Origin of the sequence: Lysobacter ciconiae, from assembly GCF_015209725.1 — a bacterium.
GTDB classification, from domain to species: domain Bacteria; phylum Pseudomonadota; class Gammaproteobacteria; order Xanthomonadales; family Xanthomonadaceae; genus Novilysobacter; species Novilysobacter ciconiae.
Genome location: NZ_CP063656.1, coordinates 394,388 through 414,049, shown reverse-complemented (window position 1 = coordinate 414,049; position 19,662 = coordinate 394,388). Strand labels below are relative to the sequence as shown.

General features: G+C 66.8%; 15 protein-coding genes. 9 read left to right on the top strand and 6 right to left on the bottom strand.

Translation table 11 applies throughout. The features are described 5' to 3' along the window. Positions 1–50: 50 nt before the first annotated feature. From accB to purH, 6 genes are all read left to right on the top strand, one after another. A complete protein-coding gene (accB, locus tag INQ41_RS01865) occupies positions 51–518 on the top strand; it encodes an acetyl-CoA carboxylase biotin carboxyl carrier protein (protein ID WP_193985739.1) in 468 nt (155 codons plus the stop codon). Between the two features lie 10 nt (positions 519–528). Further along, on the top strand, positions 529–1,896 hold the full coding sequence (gene accC / locus INQ41_RS01860) for an acetyl-CoA carboxylase biotin carboxylase subunit (protein WP_193985737.1): 1,368 nt from the start codon (positions 529–531) through the stop codon (positions 1,894–1,896). Positions 1,897–1,903: 7 nt separating this feature from the next. After that, complete coding sequence (gene prmA, locus INQ41_RS01855) at positions 1,904–2,827, top strand: 50S ribosomal protein L11 methyltransferase (RefSeq protein ID WP_193985735.1); 924 nt, start codon at positions 1,904–1,906, stop codon at positions 2,825–2,827. Between the two features lie 498 nt (positions 2,828–3,325). Beyond that, positions 3,326–3,808, top strand: a complete 483-nt coding sequence (locus INQ41_RS01850) for a DUF3426 domain-containing protein (protein ID WP_193985733.1) — start codon at positions 3,326–3,328, stop codon at positions 3,806–3,808. 118 nt (positions 3,809–3,926) lie between these two features. Next, positions 3,927–4,199: a DNA-binding transcriptional regulator Fis gene (gene fis, locus INQ41_RS01845; protein WP_193985732.1), complete on the top strand. Its 273-nt coding sequence runs from the start codon at positions 3,927–3,929 to the stop codon at positions 4,197–4,199. Between the two features lie 54 nt (positions 4,200–4,253). After that, entirely contained in the window at positions 4,254–5,822 is a 1,569-nt protein-coding gene (gene purH / locus INQ41_RS01840; protein ID WP_193985730.1) for a bifunctional phosphoribosylaminoimidazolecarboxamide formyltransferase/IMP cyclohydrolase, read from the top strand. Here purH and INQ41_RS01835 read toward each other — a convergent pair. The 4 genes from INQ41_RS01835 to INQ41_RS01820 form a co-directional block, all read right to left on the bottom strand. Beyond that, complete coding sequence (locus INQ41_RS01835; RefSeq protein WP_228076667.1) at positions 5,794–7,173, bottom strand: MATE family efflux transporter; 1,380 nt, start codon at positions 7,171–7,173, stop codon at positions 5,794–5,796. The two genes, purH and INQ41_RS01835, sit on opposite strands and share 29 nt — an antisense overlap. Before the next feature lie 51 nt (positions 7,174–7,224). After that, the gene (locus INQ41_RS01830) at positions 7,225–8,172 is read right to left on the bottom strand and encodes a T6SS immunity protein Tli4 family protein (RefSeq protein ID WP_193985728.1); all 948 of its coding nucleotides are present in this window, start codon (positions 8,170–8,172) and stop codon (positions 7,225–7,227) included. An 86-nt stretch (positions 8,173–8,258) separates the two neighbouring features. Then, complete coding sequence (locus INQ41_RS01825; RefSeq protein ID WP_193985726.1) at positions 8,259–9,887, bottom strand: esterase/lipase family protein; 1,629 nt, start codon at positions 9,885–9,887, stop codon at positions 8,259–8,261. 7 nt (positions 9,888–9,894) lie between these two features. Beyond that, a complete protein-coding gene (locus INQ41_RS01820; RefSeq protein ID WP_193985725.1) occupies positions 9,895–12,942 on the bottom strand; it encodes a type VI secretion system Vgr family protein in 3,048 nt (1,015 codons plus the stop codon). Positions 12,943–13,203: 261 nt separating this feature from the next. Between INQ41_RS01820 and INQ41_RS01815 the strand changes: the two genes are divergently transcribed. From INQ41_RS01815 to INQ41_RS01805, 3 genes are all read left to right on the top strand, one after another. After that, positions 13,204–14,199, top strand: a complete 996-nt coding sequence (locus INQ41_RS01815; RefSeq protein WP_193985723.1) for a TIGR01777 family oxidoreductase — start codon at positions 13,204–13,206, stop codon at positions 14,197–14,199. A gap of 33 nt (positions 14,200–14,232) precedes the next feature. Then, positions 14,233–15,528, top strand: coding sequence for a phosphoribosylamine--glycine ligase (gene purD / locus INQ41_RS01810; RefSeq protein ID WP_193985721.1), 1,296 nt, complete (start codon positions 14,233–14,235; stop codon positions 15,526–15,528). Between the two features lie 105 nt (positions 15,529–15,633). Next, the gene (locus INQ41_RS01805; RefSeq protein WP_193985719.1) at positions 15,634–17,604 is read left to right on the top strand and encodes an MFS transporter; all 1,971 of its coding nucleotides are present in this window, start codon (positions 15,634–15,636) and stop codon (positions 17,602–17,604) included. A gap of 32 nt (positions 17,605–17,636) precedes the next feature. Here INQ41_RS01805 and INQ41_RS01800 read toward each other — a convergent pair whose 3' ends face one another. Both INQ41_RS01800 and nudC read right to left on the bottom strand, forming a co-directional pair. After that, complete coding sequence (locus tag INQ41_RS01800) at positions 17,637–18,560, bottom strand: hypothetical protein (protein WP_193985717.1); 924 nt, start codon at positions 18,558–18,560, stop codon at positions 17,637–17,639. Between the two features lie 139 nt (positions 18,561–18,699). After that, entirely contained in the window at positions 18,700–19,620 is a 921-nt protein-coding gene (gene nudC / locus INQ41_RS01795) for an NAD(+) diphosphatase (protein ID WP_193987152.1), read from the bottom strand. Positions 19,621–19,662 lie beyond the last annotated feature (42 nt).

Here is a 19,662-nt window from a genome sequence, read left to right as displayed (position 1 = left end):
CCTTTTGGCCGCGGTGCGCGGCCCACCGACACAACCACAGAGGACCTCCCATGGACCTGCGCAAAATCAAGAAACTCATCGACCTGCTGGAAGAGTCCAACCTGGCGGAGATCGAGATCAAGGAAGGCGAAGAGTCCGTGCGCCTTGCGCGCACCCCGCGCGGCACCGTGATGGCGTCGGCGCCGCAGCAGCCGGTGGCGGCCGCGCCAGCGCCGATGCCGATGGCCTCGCCGGTCGAGGCCGCCACCGGCGGCAGCGTCGCCGCCGGAAACGAGCTGCCCGACGGCCACGTTGTGCGTGCGCCCATGGTCGGCACCTTCTACACCTCCCCCTCGCCGGACAAGCCGGCATTCGTCACGGTCGGCCAGACGGTCACCGCCGGCGAGACGATCGGCATCATCGAGGCGATGAAGATGTTCAACCCGATCGAGGCCGATGCGTCCGGCACCATCCTCAAGGTGGTGGCCGAGAACGGTCAGCCGGTCGAATTCGACCAGCCCCTGTTCGTGATCGGCTGAGGCCGTGGCAATGCTGGACAAAGTCGTCATCGCCAACCGCGGCGAAATCGCGCTGCGCATCCTGCGCGCCTGCCACGCCCTGGGCATCCATACCGTCGCGGTGCACTCCACGGTGGACCGCAACCTGAAGCACGTCGCCATGGCCGACGAATCCGTGTGCATCGGCCCGGCGCCCTCGCCCGAGAGCTACCTCAACATGGCCTCGCTGATCTCCGCGGCCGAGGTCACCGACGCGCAGGCGATCCACCCGGGATACGGCTTCCTGGCCGAGAACGCCGACTTCGCCGAGCGCGTCGAGGAGTCGGGTTTCATCTTCATCGGCCCCAAGGCCGAGACGATCCGCCTGATGGGCGACAAGGTCGCGGCGATCCGGGCAATGAAGGAAGCCGGTGTCCCCTGCGTCCCCGGCAGCGACGGCCCGCTGGGCGATGACCCGCAGACCAACATCAAGATTGCCCGCGAGATCGGCTATCCGGTGATCGTCAAGGCCTCCGGCGGTGGCGGCGGACGCGGCATGCGCGTGGTCCACACCGAGGCGGCGCTGGTCACCGCGATCCAGACCACCAAGGCAGAGGCCAAGGCCACGTTCGGCAACGACATGGTCTACATGGAGAAGTTCCTGGAGAACCCGCGCCATGTGGAGATCCAGGTCCTCGCCGACGGCCAAGGCAACGCGATCCACCTGGGCGAGCGCGACTGCTCGATGCAGCGCCGCCACCAGAAGGTGGTCGAGGAAGCCCCGGCGCCGGGCATCACCGACGAGCAGCGCGCCGAAATCGGCAAGGTCTGCGTGGATGCGTGCATCCGGATCGACTACCGCGGCGCGGGCACGTTCGAGTTCCTGTACGAGAACGGCCGCTTCTACTTCATCGAGATGAACACCCGCATCCAGGTCGAGCACCCGGTCACCGAAATGGTCACCGGCATCGACCTGATCCGCGAACAGCTGATGATCGCCAGCGGCCAGAAGCTGCGCCTGAAGCAGGAAGACATCGTCATCAGCGGCCACGCCATCGAGTGCCGGATCAACGCCGAGGACCCGGAGACCTTCATGCCCAGCCCGGGCCTGGTCACCGACTTCCACGTGCCGGGTGGTCCCGGCGTGCGCGTGGACAGCCATCTGTATGCCGGCTATCGCGTGCCGCCGAACTACGACTCCATGATTGCCAAGCTGATCGTGCACGGCCCCGACCGCGAGACCGCGATCGCGCGCATGCGCGTGGCGCTCAGCGAGATGGTGATCGACGGCATCAAGACCAATATCCCCTTGCAGCAGCGCATCCTGGCCGACGTCGGCTTCCAGCAGGGCGGCCAGAACATCCACTACCTGGAGCGGCGCCTGAAGGAACAGAAGGACAAGTCGCTGGCGATCAGCTGAGCCGACCATGCCATTCCTGGAGCTCACCCTGCCGTGCACCGAAGTCGACCAGCCCCGTTACGAGCGGGCGCTGGAGAATGTCGGCGCGCTGGCGGTCACCCTCAGCGACGCCCACGCCGACGCGCCCGACGAGCAGGCGATCTTCGAGCCCGGCGTCGGCGCGATGCCCTTGTGGGCCGAGCTGTCGCTGACCGCGCTGTTTCCCGGCACCACGCCGCGCGAGTTGCTGCTGCACGCGCTGGAGGCGGCCGACGATGGCATCGACTGGTCGCATGTCGAATTCCGCGAGGTCGCCGACCAGGACTGGGAACGGGCCTGGATGGACCAATACGAGCCGCTGAAATTCGGCGAGCGCACCTGGATCGTGCCGTGGAACCATGCGCTGCCCGAAGGCGCCGACCGCGACGGCAGTGCCGTGGTGCGGCTGGATCCCGGGCTCGCATTCGGCTCGGGCACGCACCAGACCACCGCCCTGTGCCTGCAATGGCTGGACGGGCTGGCGAGACGCGGCGAGCTGGACGATGCCACGGTGCTGGATTTCGGTTGCGGCTCGGGCATCCTCGCACTGGCGGCACTGAAGCTCGGCGCGGCCGGCGCGGTCGGCGTCGACAACGATCCCCAGGCGCTGATCGCGACTGCCGACAACGCCGAGCGCAACAACGTGCGCGACCGCCTGGCCGTCTACCTGCCCGAGGACGAGCCGGCCGCGATGCGCTACCCGGTGGTGGTCGCCAACATCCTCGCCTCCGCGCTGATTTCGCTGGCCGACGAGCTGGCCGCCCGCGTCGCTCCCGGCGGTCGGATTGCGCTGTCGGGCATCCTGGCCGGCCAGGAGGACGAGGTCATCGCGCGATTCGATGCTGCCTTCGAACAGCTGCAGGTCGCACGGCTGGATGACTGGATCCGCATCGACGGCGTGCGTCGGCGCTGACGCACCCGCCTGCGCGTGATCGATAGCGCAGGCCTTGCAGGCAGTCATCTGCCCGCGCGCCTCGGCTAAACTGCGGCGATGTTCGTGCCCTGCCCCCACTGCGGATTCCTGGTTGCGCTCATCGTCGGCCGCGGCGACGCAACGCAGTCGTGCCCCCGCTGCGGAAAAACGCTCGACGCCCCGGTTGTGGCTGCCGACGCCATGGGTCCGGCAAAGGCAGACGTTGGTGACACGCAGGAGACGACGCCGGTCCGCACCGCCGCGATCGCCGAGGCAAGTTCCGGGAGCGGGGCAACGCCTCCGGCGCCGTCATCGGCACATCCGACCGGTCACGGCGCGGGGCCGGATCGTGGTGCGACGAAACCAGGTGCGCATATCCAGTCCGTGGTCGGCGGCGAGGCGAGCACCGAGTTGTCGCCCCCTGCGGGACGCAGCACCGCGAAGGTCAGCCATCCGCGCGCCGGCCACCGACGCCCGACGTTCGCGCGCACCGTCGGCATGGCTGCCCGCCCCCACGGACCGCGTTGGCCATGGGTTGTGTCCTTCGGCCTGCTTGCGGCGGTCCTGATCCTGCAACTGCTGTTGCTGCAGCGGGCGGAACTGGCGGCCAGTGCGCGCTGGCGCCCCGTCATCGCCAGCGTATGCGCGGCGCTGGGTTGCGAGGTCCCGCTGTGGCACGAGCCGGCCGCATACACGATGCTCGCGCGCGATGTCCGCCCGGCTTCCGACGAGTCCGGCGTGCTTGAGGTCAGCGCCAGCTTCCGCAACGACGCTCCCCTGCCGCAGGCCTGGCCCGTCCTCTACCTGCAACTGACCGACGTCAATGGCCAGGCCGTGGCCGCGCGGATGCTGCAGCCGACCGACTACCATTCCGACACCGCGCACGAGGCCGCACTCGCCTCCGGCCAGAGCGCCAGCGTGTCGTTCCGGATCGCGGAACCGGCGACCCCGATCGTCGCCTTCAACTTCGATTTCCGATGAAAACCACTGCCGCGGGTTTTGTCGAGCGGCCGCGCAGGCTAGACTCATCGACTGTCGTCGCCCCGCACAACGCGGCGCATCGTACGCGACAGGCGGTCACTGTCTGGGGGGACACGACTTGAATGCTGCAGCCACTCGCACCGACACCATCCGTTCCGGCAATCGGGTGCCCCTGCGCGATCACGTCGCAACGTCGATCCGGCGTTACCTGCGCGACCTGGACGGCAGCGCGAACGCGGACCTCTACGAGATCGCCCTGCGCGAGCTGGAAATCCCCCTGTTCGCCGAAGTCCTGACGCACTGCGATGGCAACCAGAGCCGCGCCGCCGCGATGCTGGGCATCCACCGCGCCACCCTGCGCAAGAAGCTGCGCGAATACGGCCTGGTCTAGCCCGCGGCCGGCGCCCTTACAATGGCTGCCCCACCGCAGCCCCTCGTGCCCGCAATGACCGACCTTGTTCCCGTTCGCCGCGCCCTGCTTTCCGTCTCCGACAAGACCGGCCTGATCGATCTTGCCAGCGCGTTGACCGCCCACGGCGTGCAGCTGCTCTCCACCGGCGGCACCGCCAAGGCGATCCGCGAGGCGGGTCTGGCGGTGACCGACGTGTCCGAGGCCACCGGCTTCCCGGAGATGATGGACGGACGGGTCAAGACCCTGCACCCGATAATCCATGGCGGCCTGCTGGGGCGCGCGGGCATCGATGACGCAGTGATGGCCGAGCACGGCATCGATGCGATCGACCTTCTGGTGCTGAACCTGTATCCGTTCGAGCGGGTCTCGGCCGACCCCGACAGCTCCATGGACGACATCATCGAGAACATCGACATCGGCGGCCCGGCGATGCTGCGTTCGGCGGCGAAGAACCACGCCCGCGTCGCGGTGGCGACCGATCCGGCCCAGTACGCCGCCCTGCTCGGCGAGCTGGCGGACAACAACGGAGCGCTGTCGGCGAAAACCCGTTTCGCGCTCTCGGTGGCCGCGTTCAACCGTGTCGCCGCCTACGACGCGTGCATCAGCAACTATCTGTCCTCGATCAGCGAAGATGGCACTCGCGCGGTATTTCCAGCGCAGGAGAACAGCCACTTCATCAAGATGATGGACCTGCGCTATGGCGAGAACCCGCACCAGCAAGGCGCCTTCTACCGCGACGCGGACCCGCTGCCGGGCACGCTGGCCACCTTTACCCAGCTGCAGGGCAAGGAGCTGAGCTACAACAACCTGGCGGATGCGGATGCCGCCTGGGAGTGCGTTCGCCAGTTCGATGCTCCCGCCTGCGTCATCGTCAAGCACGCCAATCCGTGCGGGGTCGCGGTCGCCGCCAGCAACGCCGATGCCTATGAGGCGGCTTTCGCCACCGACCCGACGTCGGCATTCGGCGGCATCCTGGCGTTCAACGACACCCTGGACGAAGCCACGGCCAAGGCGATCCTCGACCGCCAGTTCGTGGAGGTGCTCATCGCACCGGATTACGAACAGGGCGCACTGGATTACTGCACCAAAAAGGCCAACGTGCGCGTACTGAAGATCCCGCACGGCGACGGGCGGAACCGGTTCGACCTCAAGCGCATCGGTTCGGGCCTGCTGATGCAGTCGGCCGACAACCGCCAGGTGGGCCGCAACGAGCTCACCGTCGTCTCGACCCTGGCGCCCACCGCGGCGCAGCTGGACGACCTGATGTTCGCCTGGCAGATCGCCAAGTACGTCAAATCCAACGCGATCGTCTACGCCCGCGACCTGCGCAGCATCGGCATCGGCGCCGGCCAGATGAGCCGCGTGGTATCGGCAAAGATCGCCGGACTGAAGGCCGAGGAAGCGGGCCTGTCGGTCCCGGGCTCGGTGATGGCGAGCGATGCGTTCTTCCCCTTCCGCGATGGCATCGATGCCGCGGCCGCGGCCGGCATCAAGGCGGTCATCCAGCCCGGCGGCTCGATGCGCGACAAGGAAGTGATCGCGGCTGCGGATGAGCACGGCATCGCGATGGTGTTCACCGGAGTGCGCCACTTCCGCCATTGAGTGCGGGGCTGGTGCCCAATTTTCGGTAGTACGGCACCAGCGCCAGCGCCCGGGCGACGACGAACACCACAAACGCGGCCCAGAGCCCGTGATTGCCCCACAATGCCGTCATGTGCCACGCGGCGAGCAGGTAGACGGCGAGTGACAGCAGGCTGGCGTTGCGCATTTCACGCGTTCGCGTGGCGCCGATGAACACGCCATCGAGCTGGAACGCCGCGACCGACAACACCACGTACAGCGCCGTCCACGGCAGATGCCCGATGGCCACCTCGCGCACCGCCGGCAGGTTGGTCAGGCCCGCCACGGCGGTTCCGCCGAACAGCAGGATCAGCGCGGCCAGGGCCAGCGCGGTAACCGCGGCCAGCTCGCTGCTCAGGCGCACGACGCGGGAAAACCCGGCCCGGTCGCGCGCGCCCCAGGCCGCGCCCACCAGTGCTTCGGCCACAAAGGCAAAGCCGTCCAGGAAGAACGCGCTGAACGACACCAGCTGCAAGAGGATGTGGTTGGCAGCAAGAACCACATCGCCGAAGCGGGCTCCGGCATTGGCGAACCAGCCAAAGCCGAACAACAGGCACAAAGTCCGCACCATGATGTCGCCGTTGGCGGCCATGGCCTGACGCAGCCGAGCCAAGTTGCGGATCCGCACCCCAGGCAGGAACGGCTCCTTGTCGTGATGCCGCTCCCGCAGCAGACGCACCACCACCAACACCGCCACGCCGCACGTAAGCCACTCCGCGATGGCCGTGCCAAGCCCGATGCCGCGGGCGCCCATCCCGAGTGCACCCGCCAGCCAGATGTCGAGCCCGGCGTTCAGTCCGTTCAGCAGCAACTGCACACCCAGCAATGTCCGGCTGCGCCCGAGCCCAATCAACAAGCCACTGCACACGAACAGGGTCAGCGCTGCCGGTGCGCCCCAGATGCGCGCACGGTAATAGGCTTCGGATATCGATTCCACCTCGTCGCTGCCGTCCATCAGCCCGAAGTACAGCCAGGTTGTCGGACCCTGCAGCGCCATCAACGCAATGCCCAAGCCGACCGCCAGCAAAACCGCGCGCCCGACCGTCGCACGCACCTCCGCCTCGTCGCCCGCCCCCGCCGCCTGCGCCGTGAAGCCGGTAGTTCCCATGCGCAGGAACCCGAAGCTCCAATAGACGAAGTTGAACAACAACGCGCCCAGCGCCAACGCGCCCAATTCCGCCGCGCTGCCGTAATGCCCGATCACAGCGGTGTCGATCAGACCCAGCGTCGGCACCGCCGCGTTGGCAAGAATGATCGGCCACGCCTGCCTCGCGATCGCGCGGCGCGTGATGGTGGAGGCGTTCAGGGGTGTGGCTGCGGGCATGACGGGCATGATGCCCGCTCAAGCCGGCCGCGGCTTATCTACAACACGCAGACGGGCCGCCTATCGAAGGTCGGCGCCACCGGAATTGATTGCGCCGGGGCGCAGTCGAAGTGTGCTCAGGATCGAGTCCCAGAAGGCCAGCGCCAGGGAGTCGTCCTGGAACGGTGCATCCATGATCTCGCCATTCTCGTCCGTGTCGTCTGTCGTTGACATACGCAGTGAAAGGAACGGGTGCTCGATTGATGCCTTCTCACCCTGGCTTTCCCACAGGAACTCGTAGCTGCGCTTGCCGCCTGCGTCTCCCCTGACGAGCAGTTCCTGCCCCTTGATCGGACCTATATTGCGGTCTCCGCGACGGAGACGCTTCATCCCGGCAGCGGTGCCTTCGTAGCCGGGCGGGATCCGTGAGTTGCGGCGCAGCAGCGGCTTGTCGGGTGCGCCGGTGACGTACGACATAAAGTGGAGTGTCAGCCCTGGCCGCTCCTTGATTCGGACACTCGCAGTGACCTCCTCCTTGTTGAGCTTGCTCATAGTAATCAGGCCTTGATCGATGCAGAATCCAGGAGCCTCCGGAGTTTCACCCGTCGCCCGATGACTCAGGTTTCTCGAAACGCGCAGCATGTATTCCTTGGCCCTTGCCGGGTTGCTGCCACTTCCCTCAACGGAAAACACGTGCATGACCGAAGCGTCGGCCATACGGGTATAAAGCATGTCCTTGTTCGTGGCCGTACTGTTGGGGCTGAACCACGAGGAGAGCAAAATCCGATCAGGCTGAAAGTCGACGCGATCGCGAAACATGGATCCTTCAGTTTTGTGGGGTGCTGTTCGCAGTCTCTTCTCGTTTGCCTCCACCAGCGCGGCAAACTCGTGCGCATCTATCCCACGGCGCACTTCAACAGATGCTCCGCCAACGACGAAGCTCGACTTGACAGTGCTGCTGGAGGGAAGATCGAGCAAATGGCGACCGAAGCAATGTGTGGCCGTTTGTCCATGGTCGTAAGTTGTCATTTTTGATCCTTGCCCGGCAGCTACAGGTATTGTTATTGCAATAAGTATGGCGACAGCGAAAGCGATTATTGGAACCTTGCAAATACTCATGCCCAGTCTGCCTCTCGCGAAATCCTCGTCACACTGAAAAGCGTCGCCCACTGGCTCCGCGAGTCGTTGTAACTATCCTGATGGTCGTAACCCTTATCCTTCCCTTTTCCGTTAGTTACGACGCGCGCGCCTGCCCCTTGACTACCCTGCCTGAAGCTTGCGCATACTCCTGCCCTGCTGGGAGCCTCGCCGGAAACTGTCGGAACGGTGCCATCGCCGGGTTGATCCGCCTCCCCGAAATTGAGTTGGACGACTTGGCCACCGTTTTTGATGCTAATCTTCCCGTTGCCGTTATCCTTACTGCCCCTCGTTCCTTCCAGCGAAGGCAGATGGGCCCCTTGCCAATGGACGTCAGTCCACCCATGCATTCTTTCGTCAGCGCCATAGTGCACAAATGCGGGCTCGGGATATTTGCCGGAAACTGACTCATGGAAGCGCTGGGTGTCACTCAATAGGCGGGTGAAGCGTTCATACCCGACCGCTTCAGCCCCTTCGAATTCAGGCTCTGAATGCAGCCCCGCTGGATCGAGCATCTCCATGCTTTCCTCCGGAACGAGTCCGTACCATTCCCTGCTGTGGTAAATCTCGGTGTATGGGTCGGATACCGGGAGTGCATGAGATGGATTATCTTCAGGTCCGCCTATCTTCAGCCATGCGCGCCCATCGCCGTAGTCGGCGCTGGGAAGCAACTCCAGTGCGCCTGGCGAGTTGCCCACGATTGCAGTGACCTCCTTTGCGTTTCGTCCCAGGATGATCTGGGAGACGCCGTCATAACCGCATCGACAATGGTGATATGTGGCAGGCGCGCCGGTGGCCGGCATTACGCCGTGGACGACCCCGAGCAGCTTGCCGTACTCGTGGACCCTGGCAATCGCTCGACCGACAATCCCACCCATCGAGTGGGTCACCAGGATCACCTTCTTCACGTTTTGCCCTTTGGCGCGGTGATGGGCGAGCACGACGTTATCAATGTAATCGATCAAGTCCTGTCCAGAATCTTCGTTGGACTGCAGCCAGTTATAGCCGCCGCCCCAGACTTCATATCGATAGCCGGCAGCGTGCTTGAAATCATCAACACTAAGCGCTGTACTCGCCTTTTCGTCGCCGTAGTCGGCCGGGCTGTGCTGCCCCTCTTCACTCCACCAGTCCAGCAATCCGCCCGCTTCCATGATGTTGTTGAGGCGTTTCTGCATCAGCGCCATCACGGGGTGGTAGGAAGAGCGCATCACTGCGCCCCAGCCGCGGTCCTTTGCGACGGCCTTTTCAAGCGCGCCACCGGTATCGATGGACCCTCGGTCATCCACCTCCACCTTGGTCGGATCCAGCATCCGTTGCCGGGTCGCGGGCCCACGAAACACATAGGCGAACATCTGCCCCATCGCACCAAGGATCGGGAATACGCCGTCGGTGTTGGGCGGCCGCCAGACTTTGGAGCCTGTATTGGATTTGAGGTTGGTACCCATGATCCCCGGTAAGAAAATGATCGGGATCACGGCGGTGGGCTGGGCAAGGATGGCCCGCTGGCGGATGTCGCTGGTCGGGCTCAGCGTTGTGTGGGTTACCGGACTCCCCTTCCCGTCGGTTTCATGGGAGCCAATCCTGATTTCGTCTTCCTTCCGTGGCATGCCTGCTTCATTCCTTTCCGAGGATCTTGATTACAACCTTCTCCGGGCCCAGACCCTTCTGTATCGGTAGCTTGCCCTCAGCGTCGGTGACCAGCGACATGCGCGCACCGTCGGCACGGGTCAGTTCCACTCGGGTGTCGGCCATGGGCTCGTCGGTCGCGCGATGGCGTACCACGTAGCTCTGGTCGAATTTCGTCTCCGGCCAGCTGTTCATCTCCCGACTCAGCTGTGCCGGCCCCACAAACGACTTCTTCGCCGCATGCACGGTAATGTTGCCGGGGCATTCGATAACGATGTTGCCGCCTTCTATGGTGATGCTTGCCCCGCCGCTGGTCGCCAGGTGCACCGTCTTGCCGGCCGCAAGATCGACCTCGGCGTTGGCGCTGACCACTTTGAGCCGGTCGCGTGACTGCAGCTTGATCGCGTCTTTCTGCGCCTGGATGTCCAGCTCGCCTTCGGCGGTCACCAGTGCCAGCGCGTGCTCGCTGGTGACATTGCCGTCCACTGCGCCGGCCAGCCAGCCGATCGCTTGGACGGCGTGGATGCGCAGGTCGCCGGCGACAGCCAGGTTGCTGGCCTCGCCACTGGCCATCGTCAGAGTCTCGCCGACGCTCCAGTGGAGGCTCTGACCCGCCACGATTCCGATGCCGGCAGGGGCCGTCAGCCCAATGATGGCGTCGCCGCTGTGGGGAACGCGGCCGTCACCACCGGCCGGGTTGCGCTCGGGGGCTTCGTCATTGCCTTCTCCGAACGCGGCACCGGTCACCACGGTTCCCGCACTTGCCAGCAGTGCCTCCAACGGGGCCTGATCCTCTATCAGTCGCGAGCTGTTGGCGGCTGTCGCGCCCTGATGCGCAGCCAATCGGACGGTCTGGTGGGTGGTGGCCATCTCGTTGAACGAACCGGCCAGTTGGCTGGCCTGCCTCAGCAGGGCCAACGCGGCCACGTGCTCGCCGGCCGGAGCCTCGGCATCGTTGGCACTGGCGCTGATCCACAGGCCGCGCTCGCTCCGAACGGCGCCCCACTGGTCGGTACGCAGCTCGAAGCCCTCGCCGCGAAAGCTGCCGCGGTAGTTGTCGAACTGGTGGATCAGATGACCCAGGTTGAGCTGGGTCGCGGCATGGGTGGTCGCCAGTTGCAGGCGCAGCTGGCCGTCGCTGTCGTCAAAGACCAACCGGTTATGGCCATCGCCACCGAACTCCTTGGATTTGAACCCGCTCATCGCGGCGGCGTTACGGTGGCCGTCGGCGTCCGCGCTCATCCCGTGCCAAGCCGGCGCGTTGCCGCCGGCGCGGTTGGCCTGGGCGCTGGGCCTATGGTCGGCGGCCTGGGCAAACAGGTCGTTGGCGTCGGTGGAAGCGGCCGCACCACCCGGGGTCGGGGCGATGCCGCCTTCGCCTTGGCCGTTGTACAGCGCACCGACGACCATCGGGCGGTCGATGTCGCCGTCCAGGAAGCCCACCAGCACTTCGTGGCCGATGCGCGGCAGGAACTGGCTGCCCACGCCGGGGCCGGCATAGCGTTGGGCGACGCGCAGCCAGCAGCTGTCGGCGGCAGTCGAAGCGCGCTGATCCTCCTGGAAGTGGAAGCGCACCCGCACGCGGCCGAGTGCATCGGAGTGCAGTTCCTTCACTCCAGTGGCGTGCGGGGAGCCACCATCGCCGACGACGATGGCGCTCTGGTAGCCGGGCGCGGTCGGGCGCGGGTTGATGCGCCGCCCGGTGTCATCAGCCAGCACGGGGCGCCAGGGCAGCTCGCGCGGGACGGCGATGAAGCTGTTGGCATAGCCGACGGCTTCGGCGCGGGCCCAGATTGCCTGCCAGTTCTTTGCGTCCGATCCGTTCCCATCCGCAGCGGACGCGATCAAGGCGCCAGTGCTGGCCGAAAGTGACGCCGCGCGATCCCCGCCCGCTCCAAAGGCAACCGGTTCCGCGATCGGCGGCGCGGCGCCGAAATGCTCCGAAGCACCCTCGCGCACGGCGTCAGGCAGGTTGTTGATGCCGGCCTGTTGTACGTCCACCAGAAGCAGCTCCGGGGGCGCATCGCCGTTGACCGGCGCCTGGGTAAGCGCGAACCACTGGCCTGCGCGAAAGCTGCGCACCGTCGAGCGCCCTATCCAGCGCGCCCCTTTTGCTCGTGCCGCATCTGCGATCAGCCCGGCGTAGCGCGTGGCCTCGGCCTGACTGGCAAAGCTGTAGGCACCGGTAGCGTCATACGACTCCAGCCGCAGGTCGGTGGCACTCTCATCCAACGGAGCGCTGGCCGCCAGCGACATGCTCTTGTAGTCGTGGCTGAGCAGGGTGATGTCGGTGGCGGCAATCGAATGCTGCGCGCCGAGGGACTGGACGGTATCGCTGGACTCGGTCGCGTCGCTGCGGTGGAAGCGGATGCCACCACCGCCTGCAGCGGTCTCATCCTGCGGGCAATTGCCACTGCGCGCGAAGAGGACCAACTCGTGGCCACCTTCGCCCGTCTCTTGCAGCCGCCAACCCAGGCCCTCTTCAGCCAGTAGGCGACTGACGAAATCGAAATCCGTTTCCCGGTATTGCACGCAATAGCTGCGCGGGCGCACCTGCGCCAGGAACGGGCCGACCTCGTCGCCGACCTGCCAGTTGGCCAGCGGCGCGTAGTCATCGAACACCGCCTCGACGATCTCCAGTACCGTGCGGTCCTGGAACACGCGGCTGTGGCGGCCCTGGGTAAGCAGCCAGGTCCACGGCACCAGGCACAGGCGGTACCTGGCAAGGCCGCCATCGCTGCCGACGCACTCGGCCTGGCGGATCAGTCCCGACCGCGGGATGCGTCCGCCGTCCGCGGCGTGGGTCGACAAGGTGGCCGATTGGCCGAGCAGCGCGTCCAGGTCCAGGCCGGCGTCGGTTGAGAGCGCGTCAATCCACCACTCGAAGCCCTGCGAGAGGCTCTCGCGGCCCTGCCAGCGCTCCACGATCAGATCGGACGACGCGCCGCCCACCGCCAGTGCGTACAGGCGGTCGGCGTCGCGATACCGGGACAATGCGGCCAGCACGGCCTGGGGAACAGATACTCCGCTGCTCATGTGCCTCTCCATGGACGGCTCAATACTAGGGCAGTGGCCGACGCCTTGCATCCGGGGCGGGCGTTCCAAAGCGGGTGCCCTGGTGACCGGAATGCACGCGCAAGCGTAGGTGTTTGCCGCGAAACGGTGTGGGTCCGGCGATGGTGCCCAACACACGGGCTTTCGCCCGGCCCTGATATACACAGGACGCACGCTTGGGGGGCTGTTGGCAGCACGCCCGATGGCGCGCACGCCGGTAGCCCCGCTCTAACGGAGCAGCCCGTGAAACCGATCAGATTCTGCGATGAGCAGCAGCACGTCCTGGTGACCGGCGCGACCGGCTTTATCGGCCAGGAGCTGGTCCGTGCCCTGCTGGACGACGGCCACGCAGTGACTGCGCTCTCGCGTGATCCGGAGCGTGCGCGTTCGCTGTTTGATGGCCGGGTTTATGCCATTGGCAACATGGCATCTCTGCCGGACGATCATCGTGTCGATGTGATCGTGAACCTGGCCGGCGCACGAATCCTCGGCGCGCGCTGGACGGATCGGCGCAAACAGACCTTGATGCAGAGCCGGATCGGCACCACCCGCAGCCTTGTGGAGTGGATCTCGCGCAGCACGCACAAACCGGCGCTGCTGCTGAACGGCTCGGCGATCGGCTACTACGGCGTCCAGCGCCAGGGCGACGACACGCCACTCCCGGAAGACAGTCCACCGCAGCCGGTATTCATGTCGCAGCTGTGCCAGGCGTGGGAGGCGGAAGCCTCCAGGGCCGCCGATTACGGAGTGCAGGTCGCGTGTATGCGCTTCGGGCTGGTGCTGGGGCACGGCGGCGCGCTGCCGATGATGCTGTTGCCTTTCAAGCTCGGCGTGGGCGGACGGACCGGGACCGGGCGGCAGTGGTTGTCCTGGATCCACATCCACGACCTGCTGCGCGGCATGGCCCATCTCTGGCCGCGCGAGGCCACGCGCGGGGAAGAGAGCAGCCAGGCGGCGCCCGCACCTGTCGAGGCCTACAACTTTGTTGCCCCCGGCGCCGTCCATCAGGCCGACTTTGCCAACGCCGCGGCCAGTGTTCTCCACCGACCCGCACTGCTGCCGGCGCCCGCATGGCCGCTGCGGCTGGCGCTGGGCGAGCAGTCCGACCTCGTGCTGGAAGGTCAGCGCGTTGTGCCCACGGCACTGACCGCCTCGGGTTTCGTGTTCGACTTCCCCGATATCCGGCCGGCGCTGGCATCGTTGTGCGGACCGGACCGGCCGATCGAGCGGGTCGGGTAAAATCGCGGGCCACGCGTCAGGGAACACACCGCAATGAAAATCCTCGTCATCGGCTCCGGCGGCCGTGAGCACGCGCTGGCGTGGAAGCTGGCCGGGTCAGCGCGCGTCTCCGAGGTGCTGGTCGCCCCGGGCAATGCGGGCACCGCGACCGAGGCCAAGTGCCGCAACGTCGATCTGGCCGCGACGGACATCAACGGGCTGCTCGAGCTCGCCGCCCGCGAAAACATCGAGGTGACCGTGGTCGGGCCAGAAGCGCCGCTGGTGGCCGGGGTCGTCGACCGCTTCCGCGCCGCCGGCCACCGGATCTTCGGACCCAACGCCGCCGCTGCCCAGCTGGAAGGCAGCAAGGCCTTCGCCAAGGACTTCCTCGCGCGACACGGCATCCCCACCGCGTACTACGCCGTCCACACTCAGGTCGATGCGGCGATCGCCTACATCCGCGAGAAGGGCGCGCCGATCGTGGTCAAGGCCGACGGCCTCGCAGCCGGCAAGGGCGTGATCGTGGCGATGACACTGGCCGAGGCTGAAGCGGCGGTCATCGACATGCTGCAGGGGAACGCGTTCGGCGCGGCTGGGGCGCAGGTGGTGATCGAGGAGTTCCTGACCGGCGAGGAGGCCAGCTTCATCTCGCTCGTGGACGGCGTGACCGCGCTGCCGATGGCGACGAGCCAGGACCACAAGCGCGTCGGCGACGGCGACACCGGCCCCAACACCGGCGGCATGGGCGCCTATTCGCCGGCACCGGTCGTTACCGATGAGATCCACGCGCGGATCATGCGCGAGGTGATCGAGCCGACCGTGCGCGGCATGGCGGCCGACGGCATCCCGTTTACCGGCTTCCTCTACGCCGGGCTGATGATCGACGCCGACGGCGCGTCGAAGGTCATCGAGTTCAACGTCCGCTTCGGCGATCCGGAGACCCAGCCGATCATGCTGCGCCTGCAGTCGGATCTGCTCGATCTGATCGAGGCTGGCATCGATGGGCGCCTTGACCAGGAGCAGGCGCAGTGGGATCCGCGACCCTCGCTGGGAGTGGTGATGGCGGCGGCGAACTATCCCGACACGCCGCGCACCGGCGACGTGATCCGTTTCCCGGCCGGCATTCCGCCGGAGACCGGCAACGGCAGCGACAGCAAGGTCTTCCACGGCGGCACCAAACTGGTCGATGGCCGGATCGTCACCTCTGGCGGCCGCGTGCTCTGCGTCTGCGCCGTCGGCGAGGATGTGGCGGCCGCGCAGCGCAATGCGTACCGGGTCGTTGACCGGATTCATTGGGAGGGGGAGTTCCACCGCCACGACATCGGCTGGCGGGCGATCGCGCGCGACTGACATCAGCTCGCGATCGGAGTGGACCAGCGGGCGGGAATGAGTCGCTCGCGCACCGCTGCACGCAACCGGTCTGCTAGGCTCGCCGGCACTATTTCGGGGAATTCCATGGCAGACGGAACGCCGCCGCACGAGCCGCCGCAGGGCAGCTCGCACAGCCAATACGCACTGCTTCGCCAGCGCCGCTTCCTGCCGTTTTTCCTGACCCAGGCGCTGGGCGCGTTCAACGACAACGTCTACCGGCAGGCCATCATCGGCATGCTGTTCTGGCTGGGGGTGAGCAGCGCCGACAAGACGCTCTACACCAACCTGGCGCCGGCGCTGTTCATCCTGCCGTACTTCCTGTTCTCCGCGCTCGCGGGCCAGATCGCGGAGAAGGTCGAGAAGTCCAGGCTGATCCGCATCACCACGGCGATGGAGATCGCCATCATGTCGCTGGCCGCGGTTGGCTTCATGACCCAGAACCTGACAGTTCTGCTGGTTGCCCTGTTCGGCACCGGCCTGCAGTCGACCCTGTTCGGCCCGGTGAAGTACTCCATCCTGCCGACCGTGCTGCACCCGCGCGAGCTGACCGGCGGCAACGGGCTGGTCGAGATGGGCACCTCGATCTCGATCCTGGTCGGGATGATCATCGGCGGCATGGTGTTCAACGCCGCCGGCGACAACGGACCGTGGGTCGCCGGCGCGCTGGTGATTGCGCTGGCCGTCACGGGGCATCTGGTCAGCCGGGCCATTCCGCCGGCGAGCGCGGGTGCGCCCGAGCTGAAGGTCAACTGGAACCCTATTCCCGAATCCTTTGCCGTGTTGCGCCTGGCCAAGAAGCAACTGGCGGTGCGCAACGCGGTGCTCGGCGTGTCGTGGTTCTGGTTCGTCGGCACCGTGCTCACCTCGCAGCTGCCCACCTACGCCGAGGTCAACCTGGGCGGTTCGGCGACGCTGTACATCTTCGCGCTGGCGATGTTCTCGGTTGGCACCGGCGTGGGCTCCTTGCTGTGCGAGAAGCTCTCGGCGCGCACGGTGGAAATCGGGCTGGTGCCCTTGGGCGCGTTCGGCATGACCGCGTTCCTGCTCGATCTGTCGCTCTCGCGGCCCGACGCGGCGGGCATGACCGGCCTCGACGTGATGGGCTTCTTGCAACAGCCGGGCGGCTGGCGGACCACCATCGACCTGCTCGGCATCGGCCTGTTCACCGGGTTCTTCGTGGTGCCGCTGTTCGCGCTGATCCAGAGCCGCACGCCCAAGTCCGAGATGTCGCGCGTGTTCGCCGGGCTGAACATCCAGAACTCCGGTTTCATCGTGCTGGCCGCGGTTCTCGGACTCACGCTGCAACTGCCGTCCTTCGAGGTGGCTGGCGTGCGCGTGCCGATGCCCGAGCTGGACATTCCGCAGGTGTTCCTGGCACTGGCCATCGCCAACGCGGCGGTGGCGCTGTGGATCTTCACCATCGTTCCGGAATTCCTGATGCGCTTCCTGAGCTGGATGCTGGTGCGCACGTTGTACCGCCTGCGGCCCGGTGGCATCGACCGCATTCCCGACGAGGGCGCAGCGCTGGTGGTCTGCAACCACGTCAGCTACATGGACGCGCTGATCCTGGCCGCCTGCATCCCGCGGCCCGTGCGCTTCGTGATGTATTACCGGATCTTCAACGTGCCGGTGATGCACTGGTTCTTCCGCACCGCCAAGGCGATCCCGATTGCCGGCGCGCGCGAGAATCCGGAACTGATGCAGCGCGCATTCGACGATATCGACGCGGCGCTGGCGGAGGGTGAGATCGTCTGCATCTTCCCGGAAGGCTCGCTGACCCGGGACGGGGAAATCGCCGCGTTCAAGTCGGGGGTCGAGAAAGTCCTGGAACGCCGCCCCGTGCCGGTGATCCCGATGGCGCTGCGCGGCATGTGGACCAGCATGTGGAGCCGGCGCAGCGCTCGCGCAGAAGCGGGACGGCTGGGGCGGATGCGCGCCCCGCGTGGCTTCCGCGCGCGGGTCGAAGTAGTTGCCGCAGCGCCGATGGACGGCGCGCAGGTGGATGCCGGGATGCTGGAGGCGAAGGTGCGCGAACTGCGCGGGGATCACGCCTGAGCGCGGATCGGTCAGCCAGGACCGGGCGTGGATCAGCTGACGAAGCCGGCAATCACGAACAGCGCCAGCACCGCCAGCCACGCCAGCAGGCTGCGCCAGACCAGGCTCATGGCATCGCGCAGCTCGGGCAGGTCGGGGGGCGCGATGCCGACTGCAGGCGCAACGATCCCGCTCTCGGTGTCTTCCTCATCCGAGACCCAGACATCGCCCTGCTCGCTCAGCTCGCTGTTGACGCTGGCGCGCGCCGCGGCGCCAAGGAAACGGCTGCTGAGCCGCAAGGACGCACCCTCGGCGTTGCGCCACGCGCTCAGCACGCTATCGAAGTTCCCCACCAGCGCCAGCGCCAGGGTCATCAACTGCGCCACCGGCCACTCCAGAACCGCCAGCCAGATGCGCGCGCCCTCGCGGGTGGTGGACGGCACCTCGCCGGCGATGGGGCCGACCGCGGCCAGCACACTCAGGCGATAGGTGATCGCGCCCACGGGGCCGAGTACCAGGAACCAGAACAGCACCCCGAACCAGCGTCGCAGGGCGTTGCGGAACACCGCTTCCACCAGGCCGGAGCCGCCACCGGGGGTCTGCGCCTCGGCGACCATCTGCGCGATGCGCTCGCGCCTGCTGGGGCGGTCGGGAGCGTCCAGGATCGCATCGACATCGCGGTCCAGATCACACGGCCCCCAGGACAGGAACAGCACCGCGGTACCGAACAACAGCCCGGCAATCCCCCACAGCCCGCCATCCACCGACGCCTGCAACACGCCGATGACCAGCACCGGTGGCAGGAGGATCAGCACGACGCCCCAGCGACCCCGCCAGAATCCGTCCTCGCCAAAGCGCCCGTTGCACCAGGCGATCAGGTCGCGGTACCAGCCGAAATTGCGGACGGTGGCCGCGAACGACGGTGCCAGATGGCCCAGGACGAGCGCCACGATGGTGGCGATCAGGGTGATGGACATTGGCTGGCTTCCTCCGGGTTCACGCCGCGCAGTTCAGGTCGCGCGATAACGCGGCGCTTCGATTGCGCACATTCTCCGATTCTAGCGGCACTGCGGGTGCCGGACGCGCGCCGCAGTCGCTGCCGGCGACCGGCCAGACTCAGCGTGACGTGCCGGTGCGCTTGGCGTTCATCGTCTGCAGCCAGCAGTGGGTCAACCAGCGCGAAATCGAGATGGTGGCTGACAGGCGCAGGCTGCTGCCGTCGTCGACATCACCGGCCGTGGCGGCACGCACCTCGTCCACGCTGAACCAGCGCGCGTCTTCCAGCTCGTCATCGACCTGCGGCTCATCAGGATGTGCCAGCGCAATGAAGCCGAGCATCAACTGACCGGGAAACGGCCACGGCTGCGAGGCGAGGTAGCGGCACGCACGCACGCGCACGCCCGACTCCTCCATGACTTCGCGGGCGACGGTCTGCTCGAGGGTCTCGCCGGGCTCGACGAATCCCGCCAGCACCGAATACCGCCGCGGCGCCCATCCCGGCTGCCGGCCCAGCAACAGGCGCTCACCGTCGGTTACCGCGACGATCACTGCGGGGTCGGTGCGCGGGTAATGCTCCTGACCGCACTGGTGGCAGCGACCGAGCCAGCCGCCGCGCTCGAACCCGATCTCTCCGCCGCAGACATTGCAGTAGCGGTAGCGGCCGCGCCAGTGCTGCAGGGCGCGTGCCTGCGCGTACACGCCGGCCTCGAACGCCGGCCACTCGGCGGCCGCGGTCCGCAGGTCGATGCGCCGGGGCGCGTGCAGGGCCACCAGCTTCGCGTCGAGGCTGAACCAGCCGCACCCGCTGCCATCGACGCCGAGGAAAATCGCCGCACCGGTGCCGCCGGGTCCTTGGCTGATCTGTGCGCCGGTCGGTGCGAACAGGCTGCCATCGGCTTCTGCAAGCGCGCGGCCGTCATCGTCCAGCAGCAAGACCCGGGCATTCGCCCACAGCGCGGCCAGTGCGGTCGGATCGCCACGAAGGCGATCGGCACGGTCCAGCGCCCCGTGGCACTCGGGCTGGTCGGCATGCGGCAAAAGCGTGCTGTCACCGCGACGGAACGCGGCGTCTATCCCGGC

Excerpts from the sequence above, each read along its gene's own strand:
- accB (WP_193985739.1), top strand. The coding sequence starts at position 51 with ATGGACCTGCGCAAAATCAAGAAACTCATCGACCTGCTGGAAGAGTCC.
- accC (WP_193985737.1), top strand. The coding sequence starts at position 529 with ATGCTGGACAAAGTCGTCATCGCCAACCGCGGCGAAATCGCGCTGCGC.
- prmA (WP_193985735.1), top strand. The coding sequence starts at position 1,904 with ATGCCATTCCTGGAGCTCACCCTGCCGTGCACCGAAGTCGACCAGCCC.
- INQ41_RS01850 (WP_193985733.1), top strand. The coding sequence starts at position 3,326 with ATGGCTGCCCGCCCCCACGGACCGCGTTGGCCATGGGTTGTGTCCTTC.
- purH (WP_193985730.1), top strand. The coding sequence starts at position 4,254 with ATGACCGACCTTGTTCCCGTTCGCCGCGCCCTGCTTTCCGTCTCCGAC.
- INQ41_RS01835 (WP_228076667.1), bottom strand. The coding sequence starts at position 7,173 with ATGCCCGTCATGCCCGCAGCCACACCCCTGAACGCCTCCACCATCACG.
- INQ41_RS01830 (WP_193985728.1), bottom strand. The coding sequence starts at position 8,172 with ATGACAACTTACGACCATGGACAAACGGCCACACATTGCTTCGGTCGC.
- INQ41_RS01825 (WP_193985726.1), bottom strand. The coding sequence starts at position 9,887 with ATGCCACGGAAGGAAGACGAAATCAGGATTGGCTCCCATGAAACCGAC.
- INQ41_RS01820 (WP_193985725.1), bottom strand. The coding sequence starts at position 12,942 with ATGAGCAGCGGAGTATCTGTTCCCCAGGCCGTGCTGGCCGCATTGTCC.
- purD (WP_193985721.1), top strand. The coding sequence starts at position 14,233 with ATGAAAATCCTCGTCATCGGCTCCGGCGGCCGTGAGCACGCGCTGGCG.
- INQ41_RS01805 (WP_193985719.1), top strand. The coding sequence starts at position 15,634 with ATGGCAGACGGAACGCCGCCGCACGAGCCGCCGCAGGGCAGCTCGCAC.
- INQ41_RS01800 (WP_193985717.1), bottom strand. The coding sequence starts at position 18,560 with ATGTCCATCACCCTGATCGCCACCATCGTGGCGCTCGTCCTGGGCCAT.